We start from the raw sequence: 20817 nt of genomic DNA, 5'->3' as shown, positions 1-20817 counted from the left end.
TCTTAAGAAAAATTTCCAAAGCTTAAAGAAACTTCCAATTCTATTTTGCGCAAATGTGCAATAACCTTTTGCAATTCATCAATATCCTTAGCTTTGATACGAATTTCATTACCTAAAATTTGTGTGCTAACCTTGAATTTCTCATTTTTAATCGTTGCATTGATAGTTTTAATATTTTTATCATCTAGAACATCATTTAATTTATAAGTTGCTTTTGTATTGCCGCCACTTGCAGATTCTATACTTTGCTCTCTTAAAACTTTTAAAGAAAGGTTGCGTTTAATCAGTTTAGAATCTAAAATATCCTTGATAGATTTTGCTTTATTATGGCTTGTTGCTAGGATTGTTAAAGTTTTATCTTTTTCATTAAAGCTTAACTCTTTGGCTTTGTCGTCTTTAAAATCAAAGCGATTTTCAATTTCTTTTTTTGCTTGCTCTAGTGCATTTTTGAACTCTTGAATCTCCACTTTAGCTGAAATATCAAAATGATGTTCTTTGGTTGCCATTACGATTCCTTGAAATGTAAAATTTTATTAAATTTGTTACAATTTATTTTAACATAAAATGTTTTTAGGTTTCTTTTGTGTAAAATACGCATTTTTATTAAAGTTTTTATTTAAGGTTTGCAATGAGTGATTTTAGTTTGTTTGATTTAGTGGTGGGTGCTTTAATTTTGATTTTGGCGATTCGGGGTATTTTGAATGGTTTTGTGCGTGAATTTTTTGGATTGATTGGAATCGTAGGTGGTGTGTATGGCGCTTCAGTGTATGGAGATACTATGGGAGAATGGATTAGTGCGAATCTTTATTCTTTCCAAAATCCCTCTGCTATTTCACTCATTGGATTTTTGGTCTTATTGGCATTGATTTGGGGTATCGCATTAATTTTAGCAGAAGTTATACAAAGATTGGTTCATTTAAGTGCATTGGGTGGGCTAAATCGTATTTTGGGATTTTGTTTTGGCGGATTAAAGGTTTTTATGATTTTTGCAATTTTAATTGCTACTTTAACCAATATTCAATTTGCTAAAAGCTTGATTGAAAAATACACACAAGAAAGTTATCTTTACCCAATGTTGCGTGATACAGGAGCGGCGGTGATTAAGCTAGATGTTGTGCAAAGCAATGCACCCAAAATTGATGATTTACAGAAAAATATTTTTTAATTAAAAGGAAACAAATGTTTGAAAACGATGCCTATGTGTTAGGCAGAATTGCAAAGGCTAATGCACTACGCGAAATGGGCATTAATCCTTATATTAATGGGATTCTAAAGGAGTTGTGCGTACAAGAGTTTTTGCAAACTTATGATTTTCTAAAGCAATTACCAGAGGGCAAGCAAAAAGATGAAAGTAAATTGGCACAAATTGCGGGGCGCATTAAATTTATCAGACTTATGGGCAAAGCGGCATTTATTAAAGTAGAAGATGTAAGTGGAATCTTGCAAGTGTATCTCTCCAAAAATGAATTGAACGATTCTTTTAATGTGTTTAAAAAATATGTGGAAGTAGGCGATATTATAATGGCAAAAGGGTTTCCTTTTGTAACAAAAACGGGCGAATTAAGTTTGCACGCTTTAGAATTTAAGCTTTTAACAAAAGCTATTAGCCCCCTACCAGAAAAATATCACGGATTAGTGGATATTGAATTGCGTTATAGACAACGTTATTTAGATTTAATTATGAATAAGGAAGTGCGTGATAGTTTTATATTACGTTCTAAAATTGTTTCAAGTGTTAGAAAGTTTTTTGAGCAAAAAGGTTTTTTGGAAGTTGAAACACCAATGATGCACCCAATTCCCGGTGGAGCGAATGCAAAACCTTTTGTTACTTATCATAATGCCTTAAATGTAGAGCGGTATTTAAGAATCGCACCAGAACTTTATTTAAAGCGACTGGTAGTTGGGGGGTTTGAAGCAATTTTTGAAATTAATCGTAACTTTCGCAATGAAGGAATGGATTATTCCCATAATCCAGAATTTACAATGATTGAGTTTTATTGGGCATATAAAGATTACAAGGATTTAATTAAAATTACACAAGAATTATTGAGGTATTTACTAGAAGCAATGGATTTGCCTAAAACTTTATCTTTTAATAACCAGGAAATTCATTTTGATAATTTTAGAGAAATCACTTATATAGATGCCTTAGTGGAGATTGGGAAAATCCCGCGTGAAATAGTAAATGATACAGATAAACTCTATGAATATCTTATAAGGAATAATGTAAAATTAGAATCCAAGTTAGAATTAGGAAAGTTACAAAATGAAGCCTTTGAAGCCTTTGTGGAGGAAAAATTAATTAATCCAACTTTTATCACAGATTTTCCCATTGCGATTAGCCCTCTTGCTAGACGAAGTGATAAGAATCCAGAAATTGCTGATCGCTTTGAATTATTTATCGGAGGGAGTGAAATTGCCAATGGTTTTAGTGAGTTAAACGACCCATTAGATCAATTGGAACGTTTTAAAGAACAGGTTAGAGCAAAAGAAGCAGGTGATGAAGAAGCGCAATATATGGACGAAGATTATATCACAGCCCTTTCTTATGGTATGCCACCAACTGCTGGAGAGGGCATAGGAATTGACCGATTAGTGATGTTATTAACAGGAAATACAACTATCAAAGATGTGATTTTATTTCCTGCTTTAAAGCCTCAAAAATTACACAAAAAAGGATAAAGAATGAGTTATATTTTAGAAGAAAATGACCCTGAGGTATTAGGTTTTATTAATCAAGAATTAGAACGTCAAAATACACATTTGGAGATGATTGCAAGTGAGAATTTTACCTTTCCAAGTGTTATGGAAGCAATGGGAAGTATTTTAACAAATAAATATGCTGAAGGTTATCCTTATAAACGATATTATGGTGGTTGTGAGTTTGTTGATAAGATTGAGGAGTTAGCAATAAATCGCGCTAAAAAGCTTTTTGGTTGTTCGTTTGCTAATGTTCAACCCCACGCGGGTTCTCAAGCAAATTGTGCAGTGTATTCTGCACTTTTAAAACCTTATAGCAAGATTTTAGGTATGGATTTAAGTCACGGAGGACATTTGACCCACGGCGCAAAAGTAAGCATTACGGGGCAAATTTATCAAAGTTTCTTTTATGGTGTAGAACTTGATGGGAGAATTAACTATGATAAAGTAGCTGAAATTGCAAAAATTGTTAAGCCTGATATTATTGTATGTGGGTTTAGTGCCTATTCAAGGGAGTTGGATTTTGCAAGTTTTAGGGAAATTGCAGATAGTGTAGGGGCAATTTTAATGGCGGATATTGCACATGTAGCTGGACTTGTTGCCGCACAAGAGTATCCTAATCCATTCCCTTATGCAGATGTAGTAACAACAACGACACATAAAACTTTGCGCGGACCACGGGGGGGATTAATTTTAACGAACAATGAAGAATATGCTAAAAAAATTGATAAAGCAGTATTTCCCGGAATGCAAGGCGGACCTCTTATGCACGTCATTGCAGGTAAAGCAGTAGGCTTTAGGGAGAATCTTAAGCCAGCTTGGAAAGATTATGCAAAGCAAGTGAAAGCAAATGCAAGAGTATTGGCAAAAGTTTTAATGGAAAGAAATTTTAAGATAGTGAGTGATGGAACAGATAATCATTTAATTTTATTGTCTTTACTTGATAAGGAATATAGTGGGAAAGATGCAGACTTGGCATTAGGAAATGCTGGTATCACTGTAAATAAAAATACGGTTCCAGGTGAAACACGTAGTCCATTTATAACAAGTGGAGTTCGCATTGGTTCGCCAGCATTAACTGCAAGAGGATTTAAGGAGGTAGAGTTTGAAATTGTGGCAAATAAAATTGCGGATGTGTTAGATGATATAACAAATACACAAAAACAAGAAAAAATCAAGAGTGAATTAAAAGAACTTGCGCTAAAATTTCTTATTTATAATAAGGCAATATTTTAAGATTCAAGAAAAGGGAGTAGGTAAAATGGTGTCAGATATGGATTTAAAACTTATCAAAATGATTACTTCGCATTATTGGCTGAAGTCTTCAGGAATCGGACAGAAAATTCATCATAATGGTAGAATTTTTTATGACAAATTCAAAAAAGTTGATGAACCAATTACACGCAATTTACTTCAAAGCCATTTTAAAAAAGAAGTTACTATTGCACATTCTTTAATTAATGCACATGATAAGGTAGAAAATATTGTTTTTGATTATAATGGGTTTAATGCAGAACGATTTTGGCATAGAGCGCAATTACTCTTACGTGAAGAAGGTTTTATTAATTTTACTGCTTATGAGACTAAGACACCAGGTCATTTACACTTATATGTGCATAAGGGACACACAACTTTTCAAGAAGCTTGTCAGATTTCCAAAATGCTTGGAGCAAAACTTGCACAAAAAATGCCAACAGAATGGAAAATGTTTCCTTCTCTTGATATTCCCAAAAATTTTAATATCTTAATAGTGCCTTATAATGTCTATAAAAAAGAACGCGGTGCTTCGTGGTCTAAACATATGTAAAAGGAGAGAATATGACAGAATTAGAATCAGACAAACATACAACTACAACACGAGATTTGGAATTGGACGATTTACTTATTAGCAATGGAGAGAACGATGAACTAAAAGGTGGAAATAATAAAAAATTAATTTTATTGAGTGCAATTGGTGTTTTATTGTTTGCAGTGGTTATATTGGTGGTTTATTTGTTCCAAGGAGATTCTGAAGATGAAAAGAAGCAGAATCTTGAAATGCAAAAGTCATTAGAGCGTATAGAGTCAAAATCTCCTCAAACATCAAGTGGAAATCAACAAAATACAGATTTTGGGCAAGTTCCTATTCAAAATAATACAAGTAGTGATGACCAATTTCAAATGATTATTAATCAGATTAAAGCACAACAAAATCAATCTAATAGTGCTTCTTCGCAAGCTTTACCAACAGCTCCTAGTTCAACACAAAAAACAGAATCTTCTAAACCATCTGTGCAGCCAATACAATCCGCACAAGTTCCTTCAAAGACTCAAAACAAAGAACCATCAAAAGTTGGTCCTAAAGAAAGCTTTAAAGATGTCAAGGCTAATGATCCGACTTTGCAAGGAAGTGAAGCCGTGCGAGGATTCTATGTTCAAGTAGGTTCTTTCAGTAAGTTTTCTCCCAATAAACAACTTTTAGGGTTGATCAATGATAACAAATTTAGCTATCGTATGCAAAAATCAGGCGATAATAATCGGTTATTGATTGGTCCATATTCTACCAAGCAAGAAGCACAAAGTCAATTAAGCGAAATTCGTACGAAAATTAACAAAGATGCTTTCATTAAAGAAATTAAATAATCTTTCTACCAATACAATTTGATTGTGTTGGTAGGCATATTACTTCAGATATTTTGGGATTTTAATTAAGAAGATTCAGCCCTGAAGGGCTGTGGATAATGAGGATTACTCAACGACAGGTGCGTGCGCATTTCTTTTATCTTCGCCAATATCATCTCTGTGAGGTTGAGACGCTACAATAGAATCCCATACAATACAGCCTTCTGTTGGACAAGCTGAAGCACAAGCAGGTTCATCGTTATGCCCTACGCATTCTACGCATTTATCATTATAAACAAAATAGCAACCATCATCATTTGGATTATCATCATCATCTACGATTGCCTCTACGGGACATTCGTCGATGCAAGCACCACAAGCAATACAGATATCAGTAATTTTAACAGACATTATTTCTCCTTAAAATTTGTATTAAATAATGAGTATATATTAAACTTTATAAAATGGAGCTTTAAAAATGAAATTCATTGTATTAAAATGATGAATTTCATACGATTCTATGTGTAAAATAGTGTAAAATATAAATTAAATTATGAGTTTTCCAAAGGTTAATTTATGGATATTATTTTTGGTCCTGTGCATTCAAGACGTTTTGGAGAATCATTAGGTGTGGATTTATCCCCTCATATAAAACAATGTAATTATGATTGCTTATATTGTGAATTGAAGGGTAAGAAAGCACAAGATTCTATGGAATCCTTATTAAGTGTAGATGAAGTTTTAGGAGAGATTAAAAAGGGTTTAGAGCATTTTCCAAACGTGGAATCCTTAACGATTACTGCAAATGGAGAGCCTACGCTCTATCCTTATTTATATGAATTGATGTTGCGTTTAGAAGATATTAAAGGGGCAACACAAACTTTACTTTTAACCAATGGTTCTTTGTTATATGATATAAGTGTTGCAAGGGCTTGTTTATTGTTTGATAAGGTGAAATTTTCGTTAGATGCAGTCAGTGAAGAAGTATTTAAAAAAATTGATAGACCGAGTAGAAGTGTGGAATTACAACAAATTTTACAAGGTATCTATCACTTTAGTGCAGACTTTGAGGGTGAGTTATATGCGGAGGTTTTATTTGTAGAAAATATCAATGACTCCTTAGAAGAGGTAAAAAAAATGGCAAAATTTCTTGCGCCTATGCGTCTTAAAAGACTTGATATTGGAACGATTGACCGACCTCCAGCTTATCAAGTTAAAGGCATTTCTGGAGAGAAATTAGAATCATTAGGAGAAGTTTTTTTAACGTTTGGGATTCCAACTTTTATTGCTAAGAGGGTAGAATCTAAAGTGCAAGAGAATTTAATTTTGAATCGTAAAGAGATTTTAAAGACACTCGCCTTACGTCCGCAGAGTATGCAAGATATAAAAATGCTTTGGCATCTTTCTACGCAAGAGATTTTGCAAGATTTATTAAAAAATAATGTAGTGGAAATTGTAGAAAATAATGGTGTAAAATTCTATCAGATTATGGCAAAAGCTTAAAAAATATGTTGAATTTTGCTATAATCTAAAGTTTTAATGTTTTATCGCAAGGAATCCCAATGCAGAAGTTTGTTCAAGTTAGTTTATTCGTAATTTTGATGATATTTTCATTTCAAGGTTGCAAAGAGGAAAAAAATATTGTTATGGCAACTGCCGCGGAGTTTCCTCCTTTTGAATTTAAAGAAGGCAGTGATTTTAAAGGAATTGATGTAGAAATTGCACAAGAAGTAGCTAAACGTTTAAATAAATCTTTAGAAATTAGAGATATGGAGTTTGATTCTGTTGTGAGTGCAGTAAGTAGTGGAAACGTAGATTTTGGTGTCAGTGGTTTGACAATTAATGAAACGCGTTTAAAAGTTGTAGATTTTTCAATTCCTTATTATAACGCTAATCAAGTAGTAATTATTAAAAAATCTAATTTAGAATTAAAGTCTGTTGGTTCAGATTCTGTGGCACTTGTAGAAGCTATTAAGCAAAAAGAGGGTATTCGGATTGGTGTGCAGACAGGAACGACAGGTGCATTTTATGCGCAAGGTGATAAAGATTGGGAGTTTGAAGGTTTTGCAAATGCTGAAATTAAAGCTTTTGTCAATGGCTCATTGGCGGTAAGCGCATTAGTGAATGGACAAATTGATATTGTGATTATTGATGAAGCACCCGCACGTTTGATTTCTAAAAATTATGTGGATACAGAGGTGTTGAGTGCGTATTTAACAGAGGAGAGATACGGAATCGCAGTTAAAAAAGGCAATAAAGCTTTGTTGGATTCTATTAACAATACATTGCAGACACTACAAACAGAGGGCATATTGGACAAAATTATAAAAAAATATTATTGAAGCTAGTATGGATAAAATAGAAATTTTTTATAATCAGTTAATTGTTAAAGGGAGTTATACGCTTGTTATAGAGGGTTTGCTTGTTACAATTGTGCTTGCTGTATGTGGATTAATCATTGGAATCTTTATAGGCACAATTCTTGCAGTTTTAATTACCAAAGAAGAAAAAAATACTTTAGAGTGCTTACTTGTATGGGTGGGTAAATTATATGTGGGATTCTTTCGCGGAACCCCAATTGTTGTGCAATTATTGTTTATTTATTTTGTGATTTTGCCCCTCTTTGGCTTGGCTGGGAGTAGTGCGTTATTGGTAGCTATTATGATTTTTGGTTTAAATAGTGGTGCGTATGTCAGCGAAATTATCCGGGGTGGAATCTTAAGTGTAGAGAGTGGTCAAAATGAAGCAGCAAGGGCGCTTGGGTTGAATTCTAAGCAAAGTATGCGGTTTATCGTGTTTCCACAAGCTTTGAAAAATGCGTTGCCAAACCTAGGTAATGAGTTTATCACTCTATTAAAAGAAACTTCGGTGGCAAATTATGTAACCGTGCATGACTTAACTTATGCATTTAAAACTATTGGAAGTGCAAGTTATGAGTATATGATTCCATATTTTTTCTTAGCACTTTGTTATTTATTTCTTGTAATGGTGGCAAGCTTTATTGTTAAGAAATATGAAGGGAAGCTAAGACAAAGTGATAAGCGTTAGAAATCTAGTTAAAAAATATTATGAAAATGACAACAAAAAGTTAAAAGTAGAAAAAATAGTCTTAAAAGGCTTAAACATAGAGTTTAAGCGAGGTGAAAAAGTCGTTATTATTGGACCAAGTGGAAGCGGCAAAAGCACTTTTTTACGTTGCTTGAATTTGCTTGAGATTCCAGATAGTGGTGAGATTTGGCTGGATAATCGGCGCATTTCTAAAATTAGTGTAGATTTGTATCCTAAATTAGCCAACCTTAAAGGTAAGCAATTGCAGCTTGCTATCAAGGAATACGATAAAAAAGACTGCCAAGATATTAATGAGGCGCGGGCTAAAATGGGTATGGTATTCCAACATTTTAATTTGTTTAACAATCTAAATGTAATAGAAAACATCACTTTAGCTCCTATACAATTAAGAAAAATGACCGCCAATGAAGCAAAAGAAACTGCTTTGGCTCTATTGGCACGTGTGGGATTATACGATAAGGCGTATGAATATCCCTCCCGCTTAAGTGGTGGGCAAAAGCAGAGAGTAGCGATTGCACGTTCCCTTGCAATGAAACCTGAAGTGATGCTTTTTGACGAACCAACAAGTGCATTAGACCCAGAAATGGTGGGTGGAGTGTTGGAACTTATGAAAAGCTTAGCAAATGAGGGAATGAGTATGGTGTGCGTTACGCACGAAATGGGGTTTGCTAAAGAAGTCGCAACAAGAATTTTGTTTATGGAAAGCGGAAGGATATTAGAAGACTCCGCTCCGCAGAACTTTTTTAATTCTCCTAAAAATGAGCGTTTGCAATATTTTCTAAGTCATATTAAACGATAATTTTTGGTTTGGAAAACTTTTGTGCAATTTCTATCAATCAAATAAATCGCCATACAAACCACGCAAAGACTAAAATAAGAATAACAGAAAACAAATTGACAAACGCACCATATTTCATCATTTCTATTTGACGAATGTAACCTGTGCCATAGACAATCGCATTAGGTGGCGTTGCAACAGGTAACATATAAGCACAACTTGCACCAAAACCAATCACAAGAGGCAACATTGCGTGAGGCATACCAAGTGCATCACCTACTACTCCAAAGATTGGGACTAATAATGCGGAGCTTGCAGTATTACTTGTAAATTCTGTCAAAAAAATGATAAAAAGTGCAGTTGCAATAATAATTGCAAGCCAATTACTCTGCCCAAAGAGCATTGTAACTCCATTTGCCAACACGGCACTAGCACCAGAATCTTTTAGAATCACACTTAGAGCAAGCCCTCCACCAAAGAGTAATAAAACACCCCAATCAGTATTGCTCTGAATCTCTTTCCAAGTTGCTACACGGCTTACACTTATGCTAATAGCACAACCAAGTGCAATAATGGAATCCAAATCTTTGATTCCTCCTAATAACTCACTAAGTTTTGTGCTAAAAATCCAAGCGGTTGCAGTGATTCCAAAGATAATTAGAGTAATAATTTTTTTAGAATCCCATTGCGTTTTTTCTAATTTTAATTGAAAAGTTTGATTTAAATTAGGTTTTAGAAGTAAATATAAAATCCCAATCATAAAAGGGAGCATTATGCACATAAATGGAATCCCAATCTCCATCCATTCTAAAAAGTTCATTTTAAGATAAGAAGCAGCAATGATATTTGGAGGGCTACCCACCATTGTTCCAAACCCTCCAATTTCTGCACTATAAGCAACACCTAAAAGCACGAATAAAAAAGTTCCACGATTCTTTGAAATGTCTAAGTTGGACAGAATCCCAAGCGCAAGAGGTAACATAATGGCTGCAGTGGCAGTGTTGCTAATCCACATAGACAATAGGGCGCTTACAATAAAAAGCATAAGAATTGCTAGGCTCATTTTGCCTTTAGCAATTAGGATTAAGCGATTGGCAATCAAGTGATCTAGCCCTTGAATATGCAAAGCACTCGCAAGTGCAAATCCACCAAAAAACAGAAAAATCACAGGATTTGCAAAAGGTCTAAGAGCACTTGCCACATCTTGCAATCCCAAAAGCACTGCGAGTAAAGGAATAATTAAAGCAGTAATAGTCGTATGCACCGCTTCTGTAACCCATAAAATCCCAACAAAAGTTAAAATGCAAATACCAAGATTTGCTTCTTTGGTGAAAGGTAGAGAAGTAAAAAGCAAACCAAATAATAAAAGATCTATAAAGATAATCCACAGAGCTTTTTTACTTCGCACTTTTTCTCACTATTTAAACCAATTTTTGATTTTATCTACTAAGCCCTCAAGGCAATGAATCGGTTTGGATTCTTCATAGCCAAAAGATTGATGGAGCTGTAAAAGTAAATCACGTTGTTTTTCATCAAGTTTATCGGGATAAGTGAGATTAACGACTGCAATAAAATTACCCCTTTTGCTACTATTGACACTTTTAACTCCTTCACCATAAAAAACAAATTGTTGTTTATCTTTTACACCAATGGGGATTTTGAGTTCTAATTCTTTTGTGAGGGCTGGAATTTTAATGTTTCCTCCAAGCATTACAAGGGTAAAAAACACAGGCACTTCTAGGTAAATATCATTGCGATGTCGTATGAAATGTGCATCTTCTTGCACAAGGATTTCTACATATAAATCTCCACGCAAGCCATTTGGCATTTTGTTTCCACGTCCTTGCACACGGATTTGATTTTGGTTATCTACGCCCTCTGGAATTTTGATTTCAAATTTCTCTTTTTCTTCTTTATAGCCTTTTCCGGAGCATTTTTCGCATTTTTCTGCACTCATTTCTCCGCTTCCGTGGCATTTAGAGCAAGTTTGAGCAAAAGTCATAAAGCCCTGAGAGAAAGTTTCCCTTCCACTTCCTTTACAAGTGCTACAAGTAGTCAATTTACCATCTTTTGCTCCACTTCCTTTACAAGATTCACAAGCGCTTTTATAGAGGATTTCTATTTCTTTTTTGCAGCCAAAAATTGCTTCTTGAAAGTTAAGTTCTAATTCAATAGCTAAATCGCGTGGATATTTTTCATTCTTTTTGTTTCTTGCGCCAAATCCACTACTAAATCCTCCAAATCCACCGCCAAAGACAGAGTTGAAAATATCAAAAATACTTCCTTCCATATCCCCAAATCCAAATCCACTTGATTCTAAGCCCTTTTTACCATAGGTATCGTAAATCTGTCGTTTTTCTTTGTCACTTAAGATTTGATAAGCTTCATTCACTTTTTTGAACATTTCTTCAGAATTTTTGTCATCAGGATTTCTATCTGGGTGGTATTTAAGCGCCATTTTGCGGTAAGCCTTTTTGACTTCTTCTCCACTTGCATTGCGACTGATTTCTAAAATTTCATAATAATCAAATTCTTCCAAAAATACTCCTAACAATAATTTTAGACAATAAAAATTCTGCATTTTATCGTAATTAAGTTTGAGAAGCTATTAAATGAAACTTTTAATTAAATGAGTAGGAGAATTTTAAATAAACTTTGTTAAGATTCTATCTTTAAAAAGGCAAAATATGGAATTTAAGTTAGCAAATACTATGCAAACACTCAAAATCCCAAAAAACCCATCTAAAAAGTTTCTTTATCATTTATTAGAAGAACAATATCATCTTTTTAATTCTAAAGATTCTATTTGTGAAGATTTACCAGACCCTTTAGGAATTGTAAGACAATTTCAAAGTGATAAAGTGGCTCTTTTTTGTGCTTTGTTTGCTTATGGAAATGTGCATTCTATTTTAAAGTTTTTAAATTCTTGTAACTTAAGTGCATTAGAGGAGTCTAAGTCTTGTGATTGTAGTGGTTCTGTGCTTTGCACTTCAAAGGTTTATCGTTTTCAAAATAATGCCGAGATTCAATATTTTTTTGAAACACTCTTGAATGTGGAATCCTTGCAAGAGATTTTTTATCAAGGTTATAAGAGGAATTTTGTTTTAGGTGGAATCCGCTCACTTCAAAGAGTATTTTATGGGAGATTAGGGGAGCAGCCCACACGAGGATTGAAGTTTTTATTAGGCTTATTTGATTCTAACTCACCGCTAAAAAGGTGGAATCTCTTTTTGCGTTGGGTTGTGCGACAAGATTGTTTGGATTTGGGTTGGTGGGAGAGTGTCAAGCGAAGTGATTTGCTCTTACCGCTAGATACGCATACTTTTAGAATTGCAAGGAGGTTAGGGCTATTAAAGCGTAAAACTTATGATTTCAAAGCTGTCGTAGAGATAACCAATAAGCTAAAAGAATTTGATGCAAATGACCCTGTGAAATATGATTTTGCCCTTTATCGCATTGGACAATTAAAGCTCATAGACTAAAGCATTATTTTACGCTTGTTTATTTCCCAAAGCCTAAAACAGAGTGAAAGGCACATTAAAAATTGCCAAAATACCTTACTGCACTAATTTTTCTCTCCACTTGGCTTAATAAGTTGGCATTTTCTTTGCTTAAATTGGTATTTTGTAAGATATTTTGTGTTTGCGCAGAATCAAGTTTTGGGTTGAATTTGTATAATACATCAAAACCAATTTTTTCTTCTTTACTTAGGATTCCACTTTGCTGCATTGCATTGCCTAGATTTTCCAAACTTTCAAGGTTTTTTGTGAAGTTTTGACTAAAGTCTTCAGCAAAGTCTTGAAGTTTAGAAAGCTCCGAGCTGATTTCAAATGAATCTCGAATCTCTGTATTTGTAGTTGTGGTATCAGAACCTAAATCAAACAAACTAGAGATTCCATTCACGCCTTGTTGGTTTTGCGTATTGAAAATGGAATTAGAATTATTGGAATAACCTGAAATGTTGTTAGATTGCGTGTTTCGCTGCGTGTAGGATTCCTTAAGTAGATTCCACATTGAGCTATTTTTGTCATTAACATTCATTTTTTATCCTTATTAAAAGTTTAATGCAAATAAATAAGCAAATTTTATTCCAAACTTTAAGATTTTTGCTATTTTTATTCAAATTTCTTAGTATTTTAAGAAATGAAACACAAAATAATATGTTACAATGTATTCCTTTGTATCTTAGGAGTATTAATGTATGCAGATTCTGCGTTAAGTTTGGTCGTGCCATTATGTGTGATTGCGCTTGTGTTTATCACGCGAAGAGTTGTGTTGTCTTTATGGATTGGAATCTTACTTGCAGGAATTATGTTAAAGGATTCTGTTTTTGATATTTTAAAATATATTTTTAATGTAGTATTTGGAGTATTTTATAGTGCAGGAGAGGTGCAATCTAATGCTTTATATGTTTTTGGATTTTTGATTCTTCTTGGGATTTTGACGCAACTTATGCAGTGTTCTGGTGGAATGAATGCTTTTGTGCATTGGGCGCGGGAACGTGTTAAAAGTGCTAGAGGGTCAGAGTTTGTAGCTTTTATTGCTGGAATTATTATTTTTATTGATGATTATTTTAATGCTTTAACGGTAGGACAAATTGCGCGTCCTTTAAATGATGCAAATCATTCTACAAGAGAACGTTTGGCTTATATTATTGATTCTACTTCCGCACCGATTTGTATTCTTATGCCAATTTCAAGCTGGGGAGCTTATATTTTAGGCATTATGGGTGGATTAATAGAGGGGACTTCAAGCTTTAGTGTGTTGGCACAAAGTATTTGGGGAAATTATTATGCTTGGTTTGCTTTGTTTGGGGTTTTTTTGACAATTTTATGGCAGATTAATCTGCCAGTTATGCGTCATAATCAAGGAGTAGGAGTAGAAAGCTTTGATGAAATTAAACCCCATAGTGGCGGGAATATTTGGCTTTTAATTCTTCCTATTGCTGCATTGATATTTTTTGTAGGATTCTTTATTTTTTATAGTGGTTATCAAGAAACACAAAGTTTGGAACTCCTTGTGATGTTAGCAAATGCGCAAACAGGGTTTTCACTCTTTTGGGGTGGAGTTTGTGCGCTAACTCTTTCTGTGTTACTTGCGTGGAATCGTATTGAATGGAATGAGTATCCTTTGATTATCAAAGATGGATTCTTATCAATGTTACCAGCAAATCTTATTTTGATTTTTGCGTGGGCGATTGGACCTGTGATTAAAAATGATTTACAAACTGGCATTTATCTAGCGAATTGGAGTAAGGATTTTTTAGCAAGTGGAGTATTATCCGCTGAGATTGTTACGCCTATTATCTTATTTGTTAGCGCAAGTTTTATTGCTTTTTGCACAGGAACGAGTTGGGGAACTTTTGCAATTATGTTGCCCATTGGCGCAAGTATTGCCTCTATTAATGGAGTTGATGCGATGTTAAGCATCTCTGCTGTGCTTGCGGGTGCAGTTTATGGAGACCATACTTCGCCTATTTCGGACACAACGATTCTATCTGCAACAGGAGCAGGTTGTTCTGTGCAAAGTCATTTTATTACGCAACTACCTTATGCTACCTCTGTTGCATTCGTGGCATTGATTAGCTTTGGGATTGCAGGTTTGTTTGAATCTCTTGTGTTTGGATATTTAATCGGATTTCTATTAATGTTTGGAATTTTTTATGGATTTAAGCGGTATTTTAGTGAGCCATTAGATTTTGAGAAATAGATATTGCTCGAGTTTAACCCTTAAGTTAATTTTATTGTGGTAAAGATCTATTAAATTTATAAAATAATATAAATATTGTTTTGTTGAATTTGATTCAAATTAAGCTAAAAATTTAAATCACAACATTAATAATTTAATTTAATTTAATTTAATTAGTTATAAAATTTGATTCTACTTTAATATTTCTAAAGGAAGCAAGTTTGTTGCATTAAAATTTGGAGGAATAAGAGATGTTTGGGAGTCAATATAAAGAACAATTACACCGCGCACTAGAAGAAAATAAGCTTTTAAAAGCAAAGATTCAAGAGCTAAAGGGACATAATGAGAAGTTAGAAGCAAAAGTCCAAGCAGTCCCAGAGCAGGATACATCAAATTCTGTTGGGGCTTTCAAAGATATGACTTTATCCCTTGTAGGAGGTTGTGGTAAAAATTTAAAAATACTTCAAGATGATTTTAGCAAGACGGTAGATTTACTAAGATCTGCAAAATCTATTGCGGAATCTAATAAGAAAAACTCCACTGAAATTCAAAATGTTTTAGCAGAAGGTCTCTCTACTATGACTGCAAAACTTTCTGAGTTTAATAATATGATTACACAAGTGCAAAATGATTTTAACGCCATTTCAAGTGTGATTGCATTGATCACAGATATTTCTGACCAAACTAACTTGCTTGCACTCAACGCTGCGATTGAAGCAGCCCGTGCTGGAGAACACGGAAGAGGTTTTGCGGTCGTAGCTGATGAAGTGCGCAAGCTAGCAGAAAGAACGCAAAAGGCAACAAAAGAAATTGAAATGAATATCCAAGTTGTTCAGCAAAATTTCTCTGAAGTGCAAACTTCTTCTGATGAAATTATTAGAGAAATGGAACAATTAGGAACGCAAAATGAGACTTTAGAACATATTAATCAATCCGCTGACCAAATTTATAATGATACAGACAAAATACTAACGATTACTTTTGTTGGTTTGATAAAGCTAGACCATTTATTCTTTAAAATCAATGGTTACAAAGCAATTTTCAACGAAGATATGGAAGCAAAATTTGCAGGACATCACGATTGTCGTTTAGGTAAATGGTATGATACAGGCACAGGCAAACAACTCTTCTCACAATATGCAAGTTATCCGAAAATTGAAGCACCACATCAAGGAGTGCATGACAATATTATCAATGGATATGCAATAATGAAACAAAATGGAAGCACAGAGGGTTGCTTAGAGGAAATCTATAAATATTTCCAAGAGGCTGAATTGGCAAGTGATGAGGTTGTGAAATATTTAGATGGATTAGCAGAGGAAAAGTTAGCTACTTTGGCATAATTCTTTTCTCAAAGGGCAAAAGTCTTTCTCATATTTATAATAATGAGGAGGATTCTTTCAGCTCTATCTCCTCTTCCTCAAGTGTTTTAATGATTTCTGCGTAGGTTTCTAGTGAGAGTTTAGCTTGCTCTTCATCAATTTTGCCCATTACATAGCCAATATGCAATAGTACATAATCGCCAACATTGACTTCATCATTCATTAAATCTAGGCTTGCTTCACGCATTACACCCAAAGTATCAAGAGTGGCTGTATTATCTGTTGTATTAATCGCAATGATTTTAGAAGGTATGGCTAGACACATAGTTTTTCTCCTTGTTTTGTTGTAGGAATGCGCAGAATTTACTTTGAGATTCTTTATCTTTAGAAGAAATGAGAAACAATGGAATCTCCTTTTTGAGTTTTTTTAAATCTTCTTTCACTTGTGAAACCTCAAAGTCAAAGACTTCTATCAAGTCTGCTTTGGAAATAATGACTGCATCAGCACATAGGAATATTGTAGGATATTTTAGCACTTTGTCATCACCCTCTGGTGTAGAGAGCAAAACAATATTCATATTTGCTCCTAAATCATAACTTGCAGGACAAACAAGATTACCAACATTTTCTATAAACATAAAATCTTTTAATTTTCCTTGGGAATGCAATTTTTTTAATGCGTCTTGCACCATTGCTGCTTCCAAATGGCACGCATCTCCTGTAGTAATCTGATACGCGCTAATTCCAAAAGCACTTAAGCGTTCTGCATCACGATTAGTTTGTAAATCCCCTTCTACTACACTGAAATCTAGCAATTCGTGTTTAGCAATATTTTCTAGCAATGTGGTTTTGCCACTACCAGGAGAACTCATCAGATTAATGACAAATAGATTTTCTTTTGCATAAGTTTTGCGTAATTCCTCCGCAATTTTATCATTTTTAGATAGAATCCTTTGTCCTATTTCAATATTTTTTATGTTTTTTTGAGATTCCATTTCCATTGATAACCTTTTATTTTTAGAGCATTGTAGCAAATTTGCTCTCAAATAAAAGTGAAATTTGAAATCTTAAACCACTTCTTACTGCAAATTGGTTATATTGTTAGTTTTTAAAACAAAATTTTAAGAGAGAATTGAAATGATAGAAATTTCAGAACAAGCAAATCTCCCAACACAATTTGGAGATTTTAAAATTCAGGCTTTTAGAGAAAAAAAATCTTTCAAAGGAGAAACTTATCTTTTAGAACATTTAGTGATTAAAACATTTGATATTCCAGAGAATCCGCTTGTGCGTGTGCATTCTGAATGTTTAACAGGAGATACCCTTTTAAGCCTTAAATGTGATTGTGGTGGCGAGTTAAACCTTGCATTATCAAGAATCGCAAAAGAGCAAGGAATGTTGATTTATCTGCGTCAAGAAGGGCGAGGAATCGGGCTTTTTAACAAAGTTAATGCGTATGCTTTGCAAGATAAAGGTTTAGATACGATTGAAGCAAATCTTGCTTTGGGATTCAAAGAAGACGAGCGAGATTATAGAATCGTAAAATTTATTTTTGATTATTATAAATTGCACAAAATCCGCTTACTCACAAATAATCCAGCGAAAATTCGTGCTTTTGAAACAATGATTGCACTCACGCGTGAGCCGATTATCGTGCAATGTAATATCCATAATGCACATTATTTGGAAGTAAAGAAGACCCAAATGGGACATTTGCTTTAAGGAAAAATATGCAAATTAAAATTGATTATCAAGAAGCCAAAGCAATTTTAGAATCTCAAAAAACTATGATTTTGGGCGTAGAACGTGTCTTCTTGCATCAAGCTTTAGGACGCGTTCTCGCATATGATATAGTCGCAATGCAAGATATGCCACAATCCCCATACTCCAATATGGACGGATATGCAATCCATTCTAAGTTTTTAAAGAAAAACTCCAAAGAACAATGCTTCACTATCTTGGGAGAGAATCCAGCAGGCAATGCGCAAGATTTAATCTTGCCACTTCATCAGCCCTATGCAATTAAAACTTTCACAGGTGCAAAAATTCCGCAAAATGCAGATACATTGGTACCATTAGAGCAGGTAAGGGTAGAATCTCAAACCTTGCACCTTTTAGAGATTCCAAAGGCAGGAGAATTTATCTGCCAAAAAGGAGCAAATTATCAAAAAGGAGAGAAACTTTTATCCAAAGGAATGCGACTTAATGCAAATCATATCGGGCTTTTGGCGAGTTTAAATTATGTATTTGTGGAAGTATTTGAGTGCGCAAAAGTTGGGATTTTAGTCAGTGGTAATGAAGTTTTAGAGTTAGGAGAAAATGCTAAAAAAGGAGCGAATACCTATAATGCCAATGGACATTTGCTTTTTGCAAAGGTATTAGAAAATGGTGGGATTCCAAAACTCTACCCGATTTTAAAAGACGATAAAAAAGAAGTAGAAAAATATATCCATTTAGCTCTTAGTGAATGTGATTTGGTCATTAGTAGTGGAGGGGCAAGCGTGGGGGATTACGACTTCATTGCAAAATTTTGTGAAGAACACGTAAGTGAAATTGTGTTTAAAGGGGTAAAAATTAAGCCCGGACAGCACATACTCTATGCACATTTTGAGGGTAAGCAGTTTTTTGGTCTGCCCGGTTTTCCAAATTCTACATTGGTAACTTTTGAACTTTTTGCAAAAGGGATTTTGTGGCGTTTGAATGGAACGCATTTTAAGCCGATTACTTTGGAGATTCCATTGCAAGAAAATGTTAGTAAAACAGATTCTCGCTTGGAATTTCGCGTGTGTAATGTGCGCAATATCAAGGGTAAATGGAGTATAGACTTTAAGGGCAAAAAAAACTTTCAAAGTGCGATTTTAAACAACTTTTGCCCACTAGATTCTGTGCATAATGGATTGTGTGTGCTAGATTGTGCCAAAAAAGCTGGTGAGATTGTGCAAGTAGTTTTATTGTAAGTCGTGCTTTGTAGAATCTTTGAAATAAGATTCAATCGTCTGTGATTTGTTATTTTTTGGATTATGGATTGCTTCGTGTGATTTGCAATGATTGGGATTTAATCGTTGCATCATTGAGAGAAATTAAAAAATTTTCGTGGCGATTCATAACATAGAATCTAGCAAGCGAGTAGGTGGGTTGAGTGGCATAAAGACTAAACTATGAATCCTAACAGATTCTAGGTAGCAATTCTCCGCTTGGGTAATCCAAAAATCGCCTTGCGCCAAAAGGGGTTTTTAACACAACCTTTGTCGCATTCTCTGAAGTAGTATAGCCAATGAGTGTAGCGTTGGTTGCACCAGAGGAGTGTAGAATTTCTAAAGCTTCCCCTGCGTCTTCTTTGGCAATACATAGCACACACATTCCCTCGTTTGCCAAATTGTAAGCTTCAAATCCTAACAATTCACAGATTCCACGCACTTGTGGGAGAATTGGTAAAAGTGCCTCGTCAATCTCTATGCCAATTTTTGAAGCATTTGCCCATTCATTTAACACGCTTGCAATTCCACCTCTTGTGGCATCACGCAAGGCATAAAGCTTGAGTTTTGCCTGAAAGATTGGTTCTAAAATAGAATAAAGCAAGGTGCAATCACTTTGTAAATCACTTTGTAATCCAATTTCCTCACGACTAGAATAAATCACTGCGCCGTGTGTACCGATGTTTCCACTTACCAAAACTGCACAATCTTGCGGAATCTTAAATGCACTTAAGTTTAAATGGGGGTAACAAAACTCTCCTAATGCAGTCGTGGTAATAAATAGCTTATCTAAAGTTCCTCTAGGAAGTACTTTAGTGTCTGCAGAGAGGAGTTTTGCGCCACTTTGTCGCAGAGTTTTGGCAAAGGATTCTACAATACATTTTAAATCACTCATTAAGAATCCCTCTTCAATCATAAAGCTTGCACTTAAATAACGCGCTTTTGCGCCCATCATTGCGACATCATTACAACTTCCACACACGCAGAGTTTGCCAATATCTCCCCCGGCAAAAAACAAAGGAGAGACGATATAACCATCAGTGCTAAGGGCGAATTTATCGGAGTTTTTCAAAATCCCAATTCCCGCGTCCTCTCCACTGCTTATCACACAACCCTCTAAAAGTGGATAAAAAAGCTCTGTAATAAGGCTTTGCGATTCTATACCACCGCTTCCATAACTAAGTAAAATAGAATCTGAAATGTGCATAAAGTTCCTTTGGTAGTCATTAGGCGTAGCGGTAAGCCGAGTTCTGTTTATGTGGTTATTTATCTGGATTTTGCCTTGCAGCAAAACTCTAGCGAAAGATTCAAATTTGGGATATTAACCATACCTTTCTTGCTGCGGATTGGGCTTGCAAAGCAAAGTGTATTGCTACACTTTCGGTAGGCTCTTACCCTACCTTTTCACCCTTGCCACGAAGTTTATAAGGTGGCGGTTTGTTTTCTGTTGCGCTTTCCCTTAGATTGCTCTAGCCATTCTTTAAATGGAATCCTATCCCAATGCAGCTCGGACTTTCCTCTCAAAAATAGAGCAACCACTTACTACACCTAAGTTGTAATTGTAGCAAAAGTGGGATAAAAAGATTTTTAACTGCTAGAGATTCTGCTTATTACAACCTTTGGATTCCTTTGTTTAATTTCTTGGATTAATTTTAAATATCCTCCTTTATACCAAAACTTACTT

Annotated in this window: 23 protein-coding genes and 1 other RNA gene; 14 read left to right on the top strand and 10 right to left on the bottom strand. The window is 34.6% G+C overall.

Features of this window, described 5'->3' with window-relative positions:
* Positions 1–2: 2 nt before the first annotated feature.
* Positions 3–506 carry a YajQ family cyclic di-GMP-binding protein gene (locus Q0Y61_RS01745; RefSeq protein ID WP_297810411.1) on the bottom strand — a complete coding sequence of 168 codons (504 nt, stop codon included), beginning with the start codon at positions 504–506 and terminating at the stop codon, positions 3–5.
* Positions 507–628: 122 nt separating this feature from the next.
* On the opposite strand from Q0Y61_RS01745, the gene Q0Y61_RS01740 reads away from it, so the two are divergent.
* The 5 genes from Q0Y61_RS01740 to Q0Y61_RS01720 are packed head-to-tail and all read left to right on the top strand — an operon-like array spanning position 629 to position 5322.
* Positions 629–1165 (top strand): CvpA family protein, encoded by a 537-nt coding sequence (locus Q0Y61_RS01740; RefSeq protein ID WP_297810408.1) that lies wholly within the window; start codon positions 629–631, stop codon positions 1163–1165.
* 14 nt (positions 1166–1179) lie between these two features.
* On the top strand, positions 1180–2682 hold the full coding sequence (gene lysS / locus Q0Y61_RS01735) for a lysine--tRNA ligase (RefSeq protein WP_297810405.1): 1503 nt from the start codon (positions 1180–1182) through the stop codon (positions 2680–2682).
* Between the two features lie 3 nt (positions 2683–2685).
* Positions 2686–3936 (top strand): serine hydroxymethyltransferase, encoded by a 1251-nt coding sequence (locus Q0Y61_RS01730; RefSeq protein WP_297810402.1) that lies wholly within the window; start codon positions 2686–2688, stop codon positions 3934–3936.
* 25 nt (positions 3937–3961) lie between these two features.
* Positions 3962–4507, top strand: coding sequence for a DUF1882 domain-containing protein (locus Q0Y61_RS01725; RefSeq protein WP_297810399.1), 546 nt, complete (start codon positions 3962–3964; stop codon positions 4505–4507).
* An 11-nt stretch (positions 4508–4518) separates the two neighbouring features.
* Complete coding sequence (locus tag Q0Y61_RS01720; RefSeq protein ID WP_297810396.1) at positions 4519–5322, top strand: SPOR domain-containing protein; 804 nt, start codon at positions 4519–4521, stop codon at positions 5320–5322.
* A 105-nt stretch (positions 5323–5427) separates the two neighbouring features.
* Here Q0Y61_RS01720 and Q0Y61_RS01715 read toward each other — a convergent pair whose 3' ends face one another.
* The gene (locus Q0Y61_RS01715) at positions 5428–5712 is read right to left on the bottom strand and encodes a 4Fe-4S binding protein (protein ID WP_297810393.1); all 285 of its coding nucleotides are present in this window, start codon (positions 5710–5712) and stop codon (positions 5428–5430) included.
* Positions 5713–5877: 165 nt separating this feature from the next.
* Between Q0Y61_RS01715 and Q0Y61_RS01710 the strand changes: the two genes are divergently transcribed.
* Genes Q0Y61_RS01710 through Q0Y61_RS01695 form a run of 4 tightly spaced genes read left to right on the top strand, consistent with a single transcriptional unit; the run spans position 5878 to position 9169 of the window.
* Positions 5878–6804, top strand: coding sequence for a radical SAM protein (locus Q0Y61_RS01710; RefSeq protein ID WP_297810390.1), 927 nt, complete (start codon positions 5878–5880; stop codon positions 6802–6804).
* 59 nt (positions 6805–6863) lie between these two features.
* Positions 6864–7643, top strand: a complete 780-nt coding sequence (locus Q0Y61_RS01705; protein WP_297810387.1) for a transporter substrate-binding domain-containing protein — start codon at positions 6864–6866, stop codon at positions 7641–7643.
* Positions 7644–7650: 7 nt separating this feature from the next.
* On the top strand, positions 7651–8349 hold the full coding sequence (locus Q0Y61_RS01700; protein ID WP_297810384.1) for an amino acid ABC transporter permease: 699 nt from the start codon (positions 7651–7653) through the stop codon (positions 8347–8349).
* Positions 8336–9169: an amino acid ABC transporter ATP-binding protein gene (locus Q0Y61_RS01695; RefSeq protein WP_297810381.1), complete on the top strand. Its 834-nt coding sequence runs from the start codon at positions 8336–8338 to the stop codon at positions 9167–9169. The genes Q0Y61_RS01700 and Q0Y61_RS01695 overlap by 14 nt, the downstream gene beginning before the upstream one ends.
* Before the next feature lie 37 nt (positions 9170–9206).
* Here the strand turns inward: Q0Y61_RS01695 and Q0Y61_RS01690 are convergent, their stop codons facing one another.
* Both Q0Y61_RS01690 and dnaJ read right to left on the bottom strand, forming a co-directional pair.
* The gene (locus tag Q0Y61_RS01690; protein ID WP_297810377.1) at positions 9207–10556 is read right to left on the bottom strand and encodes a DASS family sodium-coupled anion symporter; all 1350 of its coding nucleotides are present in this window, start codon (positions 10554–10556) and stop codon (positions 9207–9209) included.
* A gap of 9 nt (positions 10557–10565) precedes the next feature.
* Positions 10566–11687 (bottom strand): molecular chaperone DnaJ, encoded by a 1122-nt coding sequence (gene dnaJ, locus Q0Y61_RS01685; RefSeq protein ID WP_297810374.1) that lies wholly within the window; start codon positions 11685–11687, stop codon positions 10566–10568.
* A gap of 148 nt (positions 11688–11835) precedes the next feature.
* Between dnaJ and Q0Y61_RS01680 the strand changes: the two genes are divergently transcribed.
* Positions 11836–12630: a TIGR02757 family protein gene (locus Q0Y61_RS01680; RefSeq protein WP_297810371.1), complete on the top strand. Its 795-nt coding sequence runs from the start codon at positions 11836–11838 to the stop codon at positions 12628–12630.
* Positions 12631–12685: 55 nt separating this feature from the next.
* Here Q0Y61_RS01680 and Q0Y61_RS01675 read toward each other — a convergent pair whose 3' ends face one another.
* Positions 12686–13189 carry a hypothetical protein gene (locus Q0Y61_RS01675; protein ID WP_297810368.1) on the bottom strand — a complete coding sequence of 168 codons (504 nt, stop codon included), beginning with the start codon at positions 13187–13189 and terminating at the stop codon, positions 12686–12688.
* Between the two features lie 156 nt (positions 13190–13345).
* Between Q0Y61_RS01675 and Q0Y61_RS01670 the strand changes: the two genes are divergently transcribed.
* Together Q0Y61_RS01670 and Q0Y61_RS01665 are read left to right on the top strand one after the other, a co-directional pair.
* Entirely contained in the window at positions 13346–14857 is a 1512-nt protein-coding gene (locus Q0Y61_RS01670; RefSeq protein WP_297810365.1) for a Na+/H+ antiporter NhaC family protein, read from the top strand.
* Between the two features lie 230 nt (positions 14858–15087).
* On the top strand, positions 15088–16179 hold the full coding sequence (locus tag Q0Y61_RS01665) for a methyl-accepting chemotaxis protein (protein WP_297810362.1): 1092 nt from the start codon (positions 15088–15090) through the stop codon (positions 16177–16179).
* Positions 16180–16213: 34 nt separating this feature from the next.
* Here Q0Y61_RS01665 and Q0Y61_RS01660 read toward each other — a convergent pair whose 3' ends face one another.
* Both Q0Y61_RS01660 and hypB read right to left on the bottom strand, forming a co-directional pair.
* Complete coding sequence (locus Q0Y61_RS01660; RefSeq protein ID WP_297810359.1) at positions 16214–16483, bottom strand: HypC/HybG/HupF family hydrogenase formation chaperone; 270 nt, start codon at positions 16481–16483, stop codon at positions 16214–16216.
* Positions 16461–17153, bottom strand: a complete 693-nt coding sequence (hypB, locus tag Q0Y61_RS01655) for a hydrogenase nickel incorporation protein HypB (protein WP_297810616.1) — start codon at positions 17151–17153, stop codon at positions 16461–16463. Before hypB ends, Q0Y61_RS01660 begins: the two co-directional genes overlap by 23 nt.
* 136 nt (positions 17154–17289) lie before the next feature.
* Here hypB and ribA point away from each other — a divergent pair, with 136 nt between their 5' ends.
* Entirely contained in the window at positions 17290–17880 is a 591-nt protein-coding gene (gene ribA / locus Q0Y61_RS01650; protein ID WP_297810613.1) for a GTP cyclohydrolase II, read from the top strand.
* An 8-nt stretch (positions 17881–17888) separates the two neighbouring features.
* Positions 17889–19115, top strand: coding sequence for a molybdopterin molybdotransferase MoeA (locus Q0Y61_RS01645; protein ID WP_297810356.1), 1227 nt, complete (start codon positions 17889–17891; stop codon positions 19113–19115).
* On the opposite strand, the gene Q0Y61_RS01640 is transcribed toward Q0Y61_RS01645, so the two are convergent.
* The 3 genes from Q0Y61_RS01640 to rnpB all read right to left on the bottom strand — a co-directional run bounded on the left by Q0Y61_RS01640 (position 19107) and on the right by rnpB (position 20684).
* Complete coding sequence (locus Q0Y61_RS01640) at positions 19107–19229, bottom strand: hypothetical protein (protein ID WP_297810352.1); 123 nt, start codon at positions 19227–19229, stop codon at positions 19107–19109. The genes Q0Y61_RS01645 and Q0Y61_RS01640 overlap by 9 nt on opposite strands.
* A gap of 94 nt (positions 19230–19323) precedes the next feature.
* Positions 19324–20340: a hydrogenase expression/formation protein HypE gene (gene hypE, locus Q0Y61_RS01635; protein WP_297810347.1), complete on the bottom strand. Its 1017-nt coding sequence runs from the start codon at positions 20338–20340 to the stop codon at positions 19324–19326.
* Positions 20341–20356: 16 nt separating this feature from the next.
* Positions 20357–20684: RNase P RNA component class A (rnpB, locus tag Q0Y61_RS01630), an RNA gene on the bottom strand.
* Between the last annotated feature and the right edge of the window lie 133 nt (positions 20685–20817).

Origin of the sequence: uncultured Helicobacter sp., from assembly GCF_947367035.1 — a bacterium.
In the GTDB taxonomy this organism is placed as follows: Bacteria; Campylobacterota; Campylobacteria; order Campylobacterales; family Helicobacteraceae; genus Helicobacter_D.
Note: the sequence above shows the minus strand (reverse complement) of the source record. Positions and strands in the feature narration are given on the sequence as shown.